Source organism: Caldifermentibacillus hisashii, from assembly GCF_039654145.1.
Taxonomy (GTDB): domain Bacteria; phylum Bacillota; class Bacilli; order Bacillales; family Caldibacillaceae; genus Caldifermentibacillus; species Caldifermentibacillus hisashii.
In genome coordinates this window covers 2554624-2568768 of record NZ_CP155467.1, presented here as the reverse complement: position 1 = coordinate 2568768, position 14145 = coordinate 2554624, and the positions used below count along the sequence as shown (strand labels likewise).

Sequence of the window (14145 nt, the reverse complement as noted above, 5' to 3'; positions counted from 1 at the left end):
CACTTATATTTTAAATTATTATATTTTTTACAAGGAGGTCCACCCATGCTCAGTATATTTTCAACCAAAAAATCTATCAATTTCGTCATCGATGATTATGCTATTCGGATGGTAGATTATCCGGGCGGTGGTTTGACAAAAGTGAAAAACTTGAAGGAAAAAGCCATTCCAGATGGACTGCTTGAGCATGGGCGGGTTCTTGATGAAATGGAGTTTTACGCATTTTTAAAGGATGTCGTCCAAGATTGGGGGATCAAGCATCGCAGTGTCCGTTTTTATGTCCCGGATTCTCTTATGATCATGAAAAAGGTGGAATTTTCGGCTCAATTGAATGATGAAGATGTCAAAGGTCATTTTTATATGGAACTCGGACGGACCTTGTATTTGCCGTTTGATAATCCAATCTTTGACGTGTATCCTTTACCACAGGCAGATCCTTCCAACAGTCAGAGGGAAGGTTTGCTTTTTGCCGTACCGGAAGAGGAATTAAACAAATATACAGCGATATTTGAAGATGCCGGCTTGAAACCGGTCGTCGCCGATATCCGTTCCATCGGGGTTTACCGCTATTATCGTTCCATGCAAAATCATTTTGACGAAGAGACTGCGATTCTCTTTTTTGAACTTAATTTGAATTCGATTATGATTAGTATTTTTTCAGAGAATCGTCCGGAGTTTTTAAGATTTTTAGACTTGGAAATATCGTTAAAAGATTGGCGTTGTGATGTTCAGAAAGATAGTTCATTAAAGTGGATTTTTAATGGAGACGAAGAAGTCTTTTACGGTTTGTTAGATGACCAAATGATTGAGCTAGAAAGAATGATGAATTTTTATCGTTACTCGTTACATAAAGGGGAAAAATCCGTTTCAAAAATAATCTTACTTGGTGACTTTCCGCGACTTGATATTATTGTGAAAAAAATTGCTGCCAGTGTCCCGATTCCGGTAGAAATTCTGGAGGCATATCTTTCACCAGCAAAAACAGATAAAGTGAATAGGGTATTTATCCCTGCGCTGGGACTTGCATTAAAGGGGGAAGTGAAGTGATTCCAGAAATTAATTTATTACCGGAAAAAGACCGGGTGAGTCAACGATCTATGTTCATCGTGCTTGCCATTTTAATAATATGGGTTTTCCTCCTTATCTTTATGGTTATCCAATATTTCCAAATAAAAGGGGATATTGCTGTTTTCCAATCAAGAGAGGAAATGTTGACAGCTCAAAAGGCGGGACTAGAAAAGCAAACGGAAGATGCAACAAATGAAGTGGGCTACCCGGAAGCTGTAGCCTATGTTGAAAAATACACTGTTCCGACTTCAAACGTCATTAAAGAGTTAATTCATTTATTGCCAAACGACAAAAGCTACCTTAGTAACTATTCCTACGATGGCAATAATGTGACAATCCAAACACAATTTGAATCATTGGATATGGTAGCCAGTTACGTGTCAAAGTTAAATGGAACAAAATTTTTTACCGATGTGAAAGTGGACAGTATTTCTGCTTTTTCTTTGGAAGAGTCAGAAGATAATACGGAAGCGGTAAATTTTAAAGAAATGCCGAGATATGACGTAAGCATGAGCATTGTTATTAATCTGGCGTCCCTTTTGCCGGCCGGGGGTGAAGCTGATGAGTGATTTTTTTCAAGAAAAACGGAAAATCATCCTTTTTATTGGTATTATTTTATTTCTACTTTTAGGGTTACTATATTTTTATTTGATTATGCCGTTAAAAGATGACGCAAATGCTGCTGAACAAAATGTGAAGCAACTGGAAACAGAAGTAGAGGCCTTGGAAAATCGGTTAAACCAAAATGAAAGTGATCAGCCGGAAAATACAGCAAAACTGGAAAAAAAGATGCCGTTATCCCGTCAATTAGATGAACTGATCTTGTCATTGCAAGAGATAGAAATGGTAAGCGGCAGTCAAATTGCCTCGATTAACTTTAATAATTATGATGGCGGACTTACGGAAGCGGATGGTACATATAACAATAATGAAACAACAGATGGTACGGACGAAGCGACTGCGGATGACACAAATAATAATGATGAATTAACAGATAGTACAGACGATCCGGGAACGAATGAAACAGATAAAAATCAATCGGATGAACAAGTGACAGAGGATAAAAACAGTGAGGATAATGGATCCGATACGAATGATGAGAATGAACAAGCGACGAATGAAACTGTAACTAATTTACCAACAAATGTAAAATTAATTACGATAAATCTATCCGTAGCGTCACCTGATTTTGAGCATTTTCAACTATTTTTACAGGAATTGGAAAAACTGGAACGGATTACTCGTGTCGATACGCTGACTTTTACAAAACCGGCTGAACGAGAGCTTTTATATGAAAAAGATGGTAATCAAGCTGTCACGGCAGATGTGCAAATCACTACTTTTTATTATAATGGTGTTAAATAATCGAAATGATCTTTGAAGAGGAATTTGCCATGAATGAAATCATCACTTTGTTTTTCTTTATATTTGGCTTAGTTTTTGGTTCGTTTTTCAATGTGGTCGGACTTCGTATTCCGAAAAAAGAGTCGATCGTTTACCCAAATTCTCATTGTACAAAATGTCATCATGAACTGTCTTGGTATGAAAATATACCCGTGCTTTCGTATATTTTTTTACGGGGAAGGTGCCGGGTTTGTAAAGCTCGAATCTCTCCCATTTATCCGGTTATGGAGCTTGTTACCGGCATATTATTTGCTTTCTCCTTTCATCAATTTGGCTGGACGTTTGAAACAGTAATTGCCGTTTTACTGTGTTCACTGCTCGTCATTATCACAGTTTCTGATATTGCCTATATGATTATTTCTGATAAAGTTCTGTTGTTTTTCTTGATTGTATTTCTCATTTTACGGATGATTTATCCGCTTTCACCATGGTGGGATGCTGGATTAGCGGCCGTACTCGGTTTTGGGATTCTTTATTTATTGGCAGTCGTTAGTCGTGGTGGAATGGGCGGCGGAGATATTAAGTTATTTTTTGTCTTAGGTCTCGTTCTCGGAACAAAAGCCACGCTGATGACACTTTTCCTTGCCTCATTAGTCGGAGCCATATTTGGATTATGCTTTATTTTGGTAAAAGGATACCAAAAACGAATCCCGATACCTTTTGGTCCGTTCATCAGCTTCGGTGCAATCATCGCCTATTTTTATACAGATTCATTGATTCAATGGTATTTGGGTATGTTTTTCTAGTATGGTAGATGGGAATCCGGGCTTGGGGGAACGGGTTCCATTTTTGTTTTTTAAATTTAAAGAATTCGGTACATGAGGTAAGGGGGTTCCATTTTTGAATGTTTTCAAAATAAAGAGGAATTCGGTACATATTGGAATGAGTTCCTTATTTTTCCACCCCCATTCATTCGATGATTCCAAACTTCCATTGATTTATAGTTGACTGATCTTGGCTTCTTTTTTTAATATAATATTATCAAATTGAATGATTGTATCAAGATAAGAATTTTTTAACTAAATGCTCATTTTCCGGTGGTACACTTCCTAAATTTCCGACCAATATATGCATTTCCCTATAAAAATATTCCACAATTTATTTTAAAATAAAATAAATAGTTATGTTAAAATATTAACTATCATTTTCTAATTCTGATAAAATATTATTTAATATAACTAAAAGGAGTAAAAGTGAATGAATAAAAGAAAAATTGTTTCCAAACTGCTTATTTCAATTTTTACCTTATTTACCATTATTTCGCTGGTTTTACCATTTTCTAACGCAAAAGCAGAGGAAAAAACTTATATCATTGCGACCGATGTCACCTTTGCTCCATTTGAATTCCAAGATGAGAATGGTGATTTTGTCGGAATTGATATGGACTTACTAAAGGCTATTGCCGAAGATCAAGGATTTAAATATCAAGTGAGGCCACTTGGTTTTAATGCAGCAGTCCAAGCTTTAGAAGCAAAACAAGTGGATGCGGTTATTGCCGGGATGAGTATTACAGATGAGCGTAAACTGAAATTCGATTTCTCGGATCCGTATTTTGATTCCGGCGTCATTATGGCCGTTGATGAGGACAATAACAAGGTTTCATCTTATGAAGATTTAAAAGGTGAGCGAGTTGCCGTAAAAACCGGTACCGAGGGAGCTGCTTTTGCCCAAAGTATCCAAGATAAATACGGATTTAAAGTCGTTACATTTGATGATTCTGCCAATATGTATGAAGATGTAAAAACAGGAAATTCCATCGCCTGTTTTGATGATTATCCGGTTTTGGCTTATGGGGTTAAACAAGGGAACGGGTTAAAAATCGTAACAGATAAAGAGTCTGGTAGTTCATATGGATTTGCTGTGGCAAAAGGGGAAAATGCCGAACTGCTGCAAATGTTTAATGACGGATTATCCAACTTAAAAGCATCCGGTGAATATCAAAAAATATTGGACAAGTATTTAGAAACGGGTGATGAAGAGGCTGATTCAGGTTTCTTCGGATTATTAAAGGAAAGTTTTCCAAGTTTAATGTCCGGTCTAAAAATGACAATCATCTTAACAGTTGTTTCATTAGTTGCAGCCACCATCCTTGGAGTTATTTTCGGTTTATTCCAAGTGTCAAATAAGAAACTTTTGCGTGCTATTGCAACGATCTATGTAGATATTTTCCGCGGCACACCATTACTTGTTCAAGCATTCTTTATTTATTTTGGAGTTCCTGCAGCGCTAGACATTCGAATTACCGCAGTTGTTGCCGGGATTATTACGTTAAGTTTAAATGCCGGTGCGTATATTGCTGAAATTGTTCGCGGTGGTATTCAGTCGGTCGATAAAGGACAAATGGAAGCTTCCCGCAGTTTAGGACTTCCATATCGAAAAGCCATGTCGAAAGTTGTTTTGCCACAAGCGATTCGGATCATGATTCCATCCTTTATTAACCAATTCGTCATCACATTAAAGGATACTTCGATTCTTTCCATTATCGGAATTAATGAATTGACACAAAGCGGGAAAATTATTATTGCAAGAAATTTGGAATCTTTCCAAATGTGGTTAATCGTCGGTATTATTTACTTTATTATTATAATGATCTTAACGAAAGTATCGAATCATTTGGAAAGGAGGATTAAACATGGAGAAAATTAGTGTAAAGAATTTGAAGAAAAACTTTGGCGACTTAGAAGTGTTAAAGTCGATTAGTTTAGATGTCCATGAAGGTGAAGTTATTTGTATCATTGGACCATCCGGATCCGGAAAAAGTACATTTCTTCGCTGTTTAAATTTATTGGAAGAAGTGACAGAAGGGGAAGTTATTGTCCATGGTGTTAACTTAACAGATAAAAATATAGATATTAATAAAGTTAGAGAAAATATCGGGATGGTGTTCCAACATTTTAATTTGTTTCCCCATTTAACGGTATTGGAAAATATTACGTTAGCACCTGTTGAATTGAAAAAAGCAACGAAGGAAGAGGCAAAGGAAGCGGCGTTGAAACTTTTGGAGCGGGTTGGATTAAAGGATAAAGCAGAGGTAAAACCGGATCAATTATCAGGCGGGCAAAAGCAAAGGGTAGCCATCGCACGTGCCCTAGCCATGAAACCTGATATCATGCTGTTCGATGAGCCGACAAGTGCACTCGACCCGGAAATGGTCGGTGAAGTGCTGGCCGTTATGAAACAATTGGCCGAAGAAGGTATGACGATGGTCATTGTCACGCATGAGATGGGATTTGCAAGAGAAGTAGCCGACCGGGTCATTTTTATGGACGGAGGATACATTATCGAACAAGGAACCCCGGAAGAAATCTTCGGAAACCCACAAAACGAACGGACAAAAGACTTTTTGAATAAAGTGTTGTAAGAAAAAGGAAGGAACTGGTTAATTACTAGTTCCTTTTTAGCAATTCCATCGTTAATGCAGTAGCTTTTTTGGAATTACTTTTCTTCAACTGTTGTCCTTTTGTCGGAATTCACCAGTCCCCCCAATTCAACAGCATCACCAAAATTGTCGAAATTCCACGAACACCTTTCCATATGAAACGACAAAAGTCTTGTTATTTTTTAAAAATCATATGATAGGATAGGAGGGAACTCTTCTAAATTGTGCAGCTAATGAAGTATTCTACAAATCTAGCAAGCTGGGAGGTACATATAGTGGATGAGGAAAATAAAAATCAAATTAAAATAAAAATAAATGGTGAAGATAAAGAATTTAAAGAGGAATTGATCATTCATGATTGGAAAACGAAAAGGGAAGTTGCGGCAACGGAAGAACGAGCGATTCCGCTGTTAAAAAATAAAAAGAAAAAAAGGCCTGCACTCCCAAAAGGAAGGAACCATCCGGCTATCATTATTTCTTCCACCTCCGCCATTGTAATAGGAATCTTAATTGGAATTATCTTATTACAATTTATGACAAAAGACGCAAATGGAAACGGGCAAGGCTCTCAAACGGTTCCAGCGAACAATGGTACAACAACAGCCGGTAATGAGCAGGTAATTTTACCCGCAGTGAGTTTGTATATTTTGCAACAAGGGGCATACAAGAGTCAAGAATCGGTGGATAAAATCATTCAAGATTATAAAAAGGAAAATCAACCGGTTGCTTCCATAAATACCGGGGACAATATACGTGTTTTCATTGCTGTAACAGAAACACTCGAGACAGGCAAACAAATGAGGGAAACCGAATTTTATAAAAATACTTTCACTGAAACATGGCCAACGAAATTAGAAATGAATGAAAAAGTGATCCAGCATTTAACGGGCGATGAAAAAACATTTTTAGAATCAGCTTATCCAATATATGAAAAACTAGTAGTAGAGGGAACAAAAGCATATTTACAAGATGGTCAAAACATCAATATGGATGAATTGACAAGTGAAATTGACAAGATGAAAAACTTCAAAAAGTTACAAAAAAAGCCGGTCCAAGAATTACAGAAAAATTTAATTCATGCGTATGAGGCATTGAATGGATATTTGAAAGATCGAAACATCGAGAATTGGCAAAAACTACAGCAATATTTATTGACTTTTGTTTCAAGCTATTACTTATTTTAAAACATTCCACCACTTAGCTTTCGTTCGGAGTGGTGGATTGCTATTATTTTCAACGGCCAATTCGTAGAGGCGGATCCAGGTCGCCTCTTTTTAGTCGGAGTGTGAAGCCGCTATTTTTATTGGAATTATTTGGCAACCGTCAAATAATCGACCCATTCCGCACATAGTGGGGAAGGGGATTAAAGTCGATTATCTACCCAAATGTCGATTTTTGAGGAGGGACAGTGGTAGTTAAAGAGACATCGATCCAAACCCCGATTCATCCCCCACACAGTAGGGAAGGGGTATACATAAAGAGACGATTCATCTTACACATAGTAGGGAAAGGTGGACTTTGTGCAAACCTATAGATAAAATATAACAAAAGCACATTTTTGATGTCTTTTTCGTTTCAAAATGATGTTTTATGTCAGAAAAGGATGTCGAAAATGGATTTTTTGTAAGTGAAAATTAATTTTTATGTCGTTGAGTATAAAAGTATCGTTTGATAGTATTATTTTGTATCTCCCCCTCGTACAGATCTTAAACAGGAAGGTGAAAATATGGCACGCCTCATTTTAGCTTCGTCATCACCGCGTAGGCAGAAAATCCTCCAATCTTTACGAGCATCCTTTGAGATTATAACAAGCAATGCAGATGAATCGGTCGATTGTAATATGCCTCCTGAAGAAATTGTTATGACATTGGCTGAACGAAAGGCGCAAACAGTTGCAAAGGAAAATCATGATGCATTTGTTATCGGGGCAGATACAATCGTTGTTTATAATGACCGGATTTTAGGAAAACCAGCCGATCGCGATGATGCTAAGCAGATGTTAATGATGTTATCTGGCAATACACATGCTGTTTTTACAGGTACATGCATTTTACATGGGAACGAAAAAGAAATTTTTTATGAAAAGACAGAGGTTTCATTTTGGGAATTGGCGGAAGTGGAAATCGAACGATACATTCGTACAGGAGAGCCTTTAGATAAAGCGGGGAGTTACGGGATCCAAGGATATGGGGCGATCTTGGTGAAATCGATTCATGGTGATTTCTATTCTGTTGTTGGTCTACCGGTGGCAAAACTGTATCGGGCATTGAAAAAGATGGGTTATCCGATCTAAGGACAAGCCTAGATCATCTTGTGAAAATAAGCAGTTTGTGAGGGAACACGGACTGGCATAAAGTCATATAGAAATCAGCCGTTAGTGAGGCGCCCAAACTGGCATAAAGTCATATGAAAATTCAGCCGTTCAGCGATAAAATAACGATGCCCCTCTTTAACATGCCCGTAAGATTTTTGTGTAAGACGCTAATCCATTTTTAGGAAAACTTTCGGTGACTTTTCCCCAAAAAATGAATAGGAGGAGATAGTTATTACGCAACAATTATTAATTAAAGATTTTCCGAAAGAAGAGCGGCCGCGCGAAAGATTTATCCATCACGGACCGAGTAGTCTTTCAAATCAAGAACTTTTGGCAATTATTTTACGAACGGGAACAAAAAATGAATCGGTTCTCCAATTGGCACAACGGCTTATAAAAGAATTTCAAGGATTACGAATGCTGATGAATGCCTCACTGGAAGAATTGACGAAAATAAAGGGAGTCGGTGAAGCAAAAGCCATCCAATTATTGGCCGCAATCGAACTTGGAAAACGAATTGCCAATATGAAAAATGAAGAACGTTACGTCATCCGTTCTCCTGAAGACGGCGCAAACTATGTCATGGAAGAAATGCGCTTCTTAACTCAGGAGCATTTCGTATGTTTATTCCTTAACACCAAGAATGAAGTGATTCACAAACAAACCATTTTTATAGGAAGTTTAAATGCTTCCATTGTCCACCCGCGTGAACTGTTTAAAGAAGCATTCCGACGTTCAGCCGCCTCGATGATTTGCCTTCATAATCATCCATCCGGAAATCCCGAACCAAGCCGGGAAGATATTGAGGTTACCAGGCGACTTGTCGAATGTGGTAGAATTTTAGGGGTGGATGTACTCGATCATATTATTATCGGTGACAAACGATATGTCAGTTTAAAAGAAAAAGGATATTTATAAGCCAATTACTACTATTATTTTTTTGCACAATGAGATATAATAATACGTATGATTTTTTTGTTTTTAAAAAAACGAACGAACCCTTATTTAGCGAAAAAGTTAAGAAACGAAAATTGGTCAATAAAATGACAATATTTGACAAACGATAAAAACGTGCTGTTTATATACAACATGATGAACAAGAGAATGTATGAGAAAGGGAGATACAACCATGTTTGGAATTGGTTCAAAAGATTTAGGAATTGACTTAGGAACAGCGAATACACTTGTCTACATCCGTGGAAAAGGTGTCGTATTGAGAGAACCGTCCGTTGTAGCATATCAGACGGATACAAAGCAAATTGTTGCGGTCGGAAATGATGCGAAAAATATGATCGGTCGTACACCTGGAAATGTTGTTGCCCTCCGTCCGATGAAAGACGGGGTTATTGCAGATTATGAAACAACAGCAAAAATGATGAAATATTTTATTAATCAAGCTTTGAAAAATAAAGGTGGATTTGGCAGAAAACCGTATGTCATGGTATGTGTACCGTCCGGAATTACTGCGGTTGAAGAACGTGCTGTCATCGATGCAACTCGTCAAGCCGGGGCACGGGACGCATATACGATTGAAGAACCGTTTGCAGCTGCCATTGGTGCTGATCTCCCTGTTTGGGAACCAACCGGCAGTATGGTGGTTGATATTGGTGGCGGAACAACAGAGGTTGCAATTATTTCTTTAGGTGGTATTGTTACGAGTCAATCGATTCGTATTGCCGGTGATGAAATGGACGATTCCATTATTACCTATATTCGGAAAAATTATAATTTGATGATTGGGGATCGGACTGCTGAAACGATTAAGATGGAAGTTGGATCGGCCGGTATGCCTGAGGGAATTGGTAATATGGAAATTCGCGGGCGTGATTTATTAACCGGTTTGCCAAAAACCATTGAAGTAACGCCTGAAGAAATTGCCGAAGCCCTAAAAGATACGGTATTTGCGATTGTTGAAGCGGTCAAAAATACGTTGGAAAAAACTCCGCCTGAATTGGCAGCAGATATTATGGATCGTGGCATTGTCCTTACAGGTGGTGGAGCATTACTCAGAAACTTGGACCGAGTCATTGCCAACGAAACAAATATGCCTGTTTTAATTGCCGAAAATCCGCTCGATTGTGTAGCTATCGGAACCGGTAAAGCTCTGGAACATATTGATTTATTTAAAAATAAAGTAAGAGGGTAAATGTAAGAATCCTTTGTAAAACAATGTTTATACTTCAGTTTTTAAAAAATTGGATTTTCAACAAATTCGAGGTCACTGAAAAAGACAAAAATTAGCTGAACACGAGTTTCTTTCTTGTTTGCTTAGCCACCTGGCCTTAGATATGGGAGAGTAGATATCGGGATAGGCTGTCAAGGAATTTCTCGTTGGTTTAGTGTGTTTATCCTACTCAATATTGTGTAAGGTAAACTTATCAGTGGTCTCGTTACCTTCTACATAATTTGTTCAATGTTGTCGTTCATTGCAATAACATATAAGAATCAGCAGTCGTTAAAGTCAATTGCTTTCGCGACTTCATGCGGTAAAGTGCAAGTAACAACATATAAGAATCAGCCATTAGTTAAAGAGGTGTAAATCATGCCACAATTTTTTAAGAATAAGCGTCTTATCATTTTACTTTCAGGGATTATTATCCTTGTGGCATTGATTGGTTTTTCATTAAGAGAACGGGATCAATTATCGTGGCCGGAACAATTTGTCAAAGATACAGCAGGCTTTGCCCAGATGGTTTTTGCAAAGCCTGCTCATCTTGTTTCAAACCTCGTCGAAAATATTCGAGATTTGCTGCAAACCTATGAAGAAAATAAAATTTTAAAAGAAAGATTGGATGAGTACGCCCAAATTAAAGTGAAAGCGGATCGGTTAGAAAAAGAAAACGCGGAGCTTAAAGCCTTGATTGATAAGGAAAAAGATTTGGCCTCTTTTACTATCCATCATGCTTCGGTTATTGCCCGTGATCAAGATCGTTGGCAAGAAACGTTAACAATCGACAAAGGTGAAGTACAAGGAATAAAAAAAGATATGGCTGTTATAACTGCTAATGGAATGATCGGAAAAATTAAAAGTGTCGGAAAGATAACTTCTACTGTTCAATTACTTTCTACCGTAGATCGGACAAACCGAACCCACGTCGCTATTCAAGGCGAACATGATATTTACGGTTTAATTGAGGGATTTGATGTTGAAAAGCAGCAGTTGATTATTAAACAAATCCCGGCAGAAGAAAAAGTCGAAAAGGGCATGGATGTGATTACATCCGGTTTAGCAAATGTTTTTCCTAAGGGATTATACATTGGAAAAATTGAAAAGGTAGAACCTGATCAATACGGATTGACACAAACAGCTTATGTGAAACCAGCCGCGAATTTTTATAACCTTGAAAACGTCATTGTCGTTGAGAGAGAAATGACAGCTTCGGAAGAATCGGGGGAATGAGTCATGAGAAAGCAATGGTGGATTCCGGTTCTTGTGATTATTTTCTTTTGCGTGGAAAGTCAGTTTGTTAATTTTATTCCAACCCGGCTGTTTTCACAATATTGGATTGTTGTCCCGCGTTTTCTCTTTCTATTATTAATTTTTATAACCATATATTATGATAAAAAGTTAGGTCTCATTTATGCCTTGATTACGGGTTTGGTCATGGATATCGTGTTTATTGATATTTTGGGAATATATTTATTTTGGTACCCGGTTACGATTTATCTTGTATCAAAATTAATGAAAAATTGGCATGCGAATCTTTTCATTGTAGCTTTTGTTAGCTTGTTGGCGATCACACTTGTCGAATTCGGGATTTATGGGGTCTTTTCGATTTTACAAATAGCCAATATGCCACTAAAGTTTTTTGTTTTTCATCGCTTATTCCCGACCTTAGGCGCAAACCTGGCATTTTATATATTATTTTCCTATTCACTGAAAAAGTATTTTACCCGATTAAGAAAAATCAGAAGTGAAGAAGAGGGAATGTTTCAATCATAACGGTTCTGAAGATGAGTTTCACATATATTTTTGCAAATCGTGTACGCTCGCTTCCAGAAACGGGTAAAGCTCTACAGTATTTTGCGTTTACGGATTGTTCATGTGTAATTTTCGGAAAAAATTTGATTGTTAATCGTCCTGTACAAAGAGTTTATTTTTCATAAAATTTGTTTTTCGGATTTTTACAGGAAAAATAAAGGAAATTGCCTGGCTTTTGTCGAACTTTACTTTATTGAGGTGAAATCATGCATGATGAAGACGCAAAATGTCACGATAAAAGGTACAAAAGACGGGCTATTGTTACGTCTTGATGATACTTGTTCCTTTTTTGACCTTTTAAAAGAAGTTGAAGAGAAATTGTTTCCACATTCACAGCTCATGGACGATTCTCATGAAGTTTCTGTTCGTATTCATACCGGTAATCGATTACTTACCAAGGAACAGGAACAGCAATTAAGAGAATTAATCAGACCGGAAAAAAATTTAATCATTGCATCTATCGAATCAAATGTTATATTAAAAGAAGAACTGAATCGAATAAAAACCGAAAAAGGTTTTACAGTCGTAACCAAAATTGTTCGCTCGGGGCAAATTTTGGAAATTACAGGAGACCTATTGTTGATCGGTGATGTAAATCCGGGTGGCAAAGTGATGGCAAGCGGCAATATCTTCATTTTAGGAAGGTTAAAGGGAATGGCTCATGCGGGTATGAACGGTAATGAGGAAGCTGTAATTTGTGCTGCTACAATGACGCCGACCCAATTGCGAATTGCGGATTACTTTGGGCAGTCACTGGATCGGAATAAGATAAACGACGAATCAGAATGTGCCTATCTGAATCAAGAAAAGCAATTAGTTATTGATAGATTATCAGTTTTAAATAAGATTCGACCAAACATAAATCGTTTTGTGGAAGGAGGCTTGTCTTAATGGGTGAGGCAATCGTAATTACTTCTGGAAAAGGTGGAGTAGGGAAAACCACTTCTTCTGCTAATATAGGTACTGCTCTGGCTCTACAAGGGAAAAAGGTTTGTTTAGTTGATACCGATATCGGTTTACGTAATCTGGATGTTGTCATGGGCTTGGAAAACCGGATTATCTATGATATCGTCGATGTAGCTACAGGTCGCTGTAAATTACACCAAGCACTTGTCAAAGATAAACGTTTTGAAGATAAATTGTACTTACTTCCTGCCTCTCAAAGCAGCGATAAAACTGCGATTAATCCGGAACAGATGAAAAAGGTAGTCAATGATTTAAAAAATGAATTTGATTATGTCATTATCGACTGTCCCGCTGGTATTGAACAAGGTTTCCAAAATGCCATAGCCGGTGCTGATCGGGCTATTGTTGTGACTACGCCGGAAGTATCATCGGTACGTGATGCTGACCGAATTATCGGCTTACTGGAAAAAGAACCGATTGAACCGCCAAGATTGGTTATCAATCGAATCCGTACCAATATGGTTAAACGCGGGGAAATGCTTGATGTCGATGAAGTAACAAATATTTTGGCTATAGAACTAATTGGTATTGTGGCCGATGATGAAGAGGTCATTAAAGCATCAAATGTTGGCGAACCAATCGTTATGAATCCGGACAGTAAAGCAAGTATCGCTTACAGGAATATTGCAAGACGAATCTTAGGCGAATCGGTACCATTGCAACAGCTTGAAGATAACGGAAAAGGCATGTTTTCACGGTTGAAAAAATTTTTTGGTGCCCGGGCATAGGCATAAATTTTTACATATTTTGATATTTTTAAGAGGATGCTGATAAACATTGGCATTCTTTTTTTATTTTGATGATGCGCGGTCGCACCGATAGTTTTTTCATTGTTTAGCAGTCTAGCGCCAACGGTTCATGAGCGTACCCGGATCCAACTAGCAACAGAAGAATCCCTGAATTCAACAGTAAGGCTCTGCGAATTCACCAGTAGATTTCGAGAAATCACCAGTACCCTACCCGAATTCAACAGTGAAAAAGGAAAATTCACCAGTACTTGGATATGAATTCACCAGTAAAATTGAGTAATTC

14 protein-coding genes are annotated in these 14145 nt (G+C 37.6%); all 14 read left to right on the top strand.

Annotated features, from left to right (window positions below; genetic code table 11):
• The first annotated feature begins 45 nt into the window (after nucleotides 1-45).
• The 14 genes from pilM (at nucleotide 46) to minD (ending at nucleotide 13841) form a co-directional block, all read left to right on the top strand.
• Nucleotides 46-1047 (top strand): type IV pilus biogenesis protein PilM, encoded by a 1002-nt coding sequence (gene pilM / locus NSQ14_RS12440; protein ID WP_346216418.1) that lies wholly within the window; start codon nucleotides 46-48, stop codon nucleotides 1045-1047.
• Nucleotides 1044-1637 carry a PilN domain-containing protein gene (locus NSQ14_RS12435; protein ID WP_346216417.1) on the top strand — a complete coding sequence of 198 codons (594 nt, stop codon included), beginning with the start codon at nucleotides 1044-1046 and terminating at the stop codon, nucleotides 1635-1637. Before pilM ends, NSQ14_RS12435 begins: the two co-directional genes overlap by 4 nt.
• Nucleotides 1630-2433, top strand: a complete 804-nt coding sequence (locus tag NSQ14_RS12430; RefSeq protein ID WP_346216416.1) for a hypothetical protein — start codon at nucleotides 1630-1632, stop codon at nucleotides 2431-2433. Before NSQ14_RS12435 ends, NSQ14_RS12430 begins: the two co-directional genes overlap by 8 nt.
• 29 nt (nucleotides 2434-2462) lie before the next feature.
• The gene (locus tag NSQ14_RS12425; protein ID WP_346216415.1) at nucleotides 2463-3218 is read left to right on the top strand and encodes a prepilin peptidase; all 756 of its coding nucleotides are present in this window, start codon (nucleotides 2463-2465) and stop codon (nucleotides 3216-3218) included.
• A gap of 451 nt (nucleotides 3219-3669) precedes the next feature.
• The gene (locus NSQ14_RS12420; protein ID WP_052514475.1) at nucleotides 3670-5118 is read left to right on the top strand and encodes an amino acid ABC transporter substrate-binding protein/permease; all 1449 of its coding nucleotides are present in this window, start codon (nucleotides 3670-3672) and stop codon (nucleotides 5116-5118) included.
• Nucleotides 5105-5833 (top strand): amino acid ABC transporter ATP-binding protein, encoded by a 729-nt coding sequence (locus NSQ14_RS12415; RefSeq protein ID WP_041844861.1) that lies wholly within the window; start codon nucleotides 5105-5107, stop codon nucleotides 5831-5833. The genes NSQ14_RS12420 and NSQ14_RS12415 overlap by 14 nt, the downstream gene beginning before the upstream one ends.
• 293 nt (nucleotides 5834-6126) lie before the next feature.
• Entirely contained in the window at nucleotides 6127-7035 is a 909-nt protein-coding gene (locus tag NSQ14_RS12410; protein ID WP_328186506.1) for a hypothetical protein, read from the top strand.
• A gap of 542 nt (nucleotides 7036-7577) precedes the next feature.
• A complete protein-coding gene (locus tag NSQ14_RS12405) occupies nucleotides 7578-8144 on the top strand; it encodes a Maf family protein (RefSeq protein ID WP_346216414.1) in 567 nt (188 codons plus the stop codon).
• A gap of 252 nt (nucleotides 8145-8396) precedes the next feature.
• A complete protein-coding gene (gene radC / locus NSQ14_RS12400; RefSeq protein WP_095141478.1) occupies nucleotides 8397-9083 on the top strand; it encodes a RadC family protein in 687 nt (228 codons plus the stop codon).
• A 211-nt stretch (nucleotides 9084-9294) separates the two neighbouring features.
• Nucleotides 9295-10311, top strand: a complete 1017-nt coding sequence (locus NSQ14_RS12395; protein ID WP_034771430.1) for a rod shape-determining protein — start codon at nucleotides 9295-9297, stop codon at nucleotides 10309-10311.
• Nucleotides 10312-10707: 396 nt separating this feature from the next.
• Nucleotides 10708-11565 (top strand): rod shape-determining protein MreC, encoded by an 858-nt coding sequence (mreC, locus tag NSQ14_RS12390; protein ID WP_041844865.1) that lies wholly within the window; start codon nucleotides 10708-10710, stop codon nucleotides 11563-11565.
• Nucleotides 11566-11568: 3 nt separating this feature from the next.
• Nucleotides 11569-12108 (top strand): rod shape-determining protein MreD, encoded by a 540-nt coding sequence (mreD, locus tag NSQ14_RS12385; RefSeq protein ID WP_034771424.1) that lies wholly within the window; start codon nucleotides 11569-11571, stop codon nucleotides 12106-12108.
• Nucleotides 12109-12357: 249 nt separating this feature from the next.
• Nucleotides 12358-13038 carry a septum site-determining protein MinC gene (minC, locus tag NSQ14_RS12380; RefSeq protein WP_251241238.1) on the top strand — a complete coding sequence of 227 codons (681 nt, stop codon included), beginning with the start codon at nucleotides 12358-12360 and terminating at the stop codon, nucleotides 13036-13038.
• Nucleotides 13038-13841 (top strand): septum site-determining protein MinD, encoded by an 804-nt coding sequence (gene minD / locus NSQ14_RS12375; RefSeq protein ID WP_034771393.1) that lies wholly within the window; start codon nucleotides 13038-13040, stop codon nucleotides 13839-13841. Before minC ends, minD begins: the two co-directional genes overlap by 1 nt.
• Nucleotides 13842-14145 lie beyond the last annotated feature (304 nt).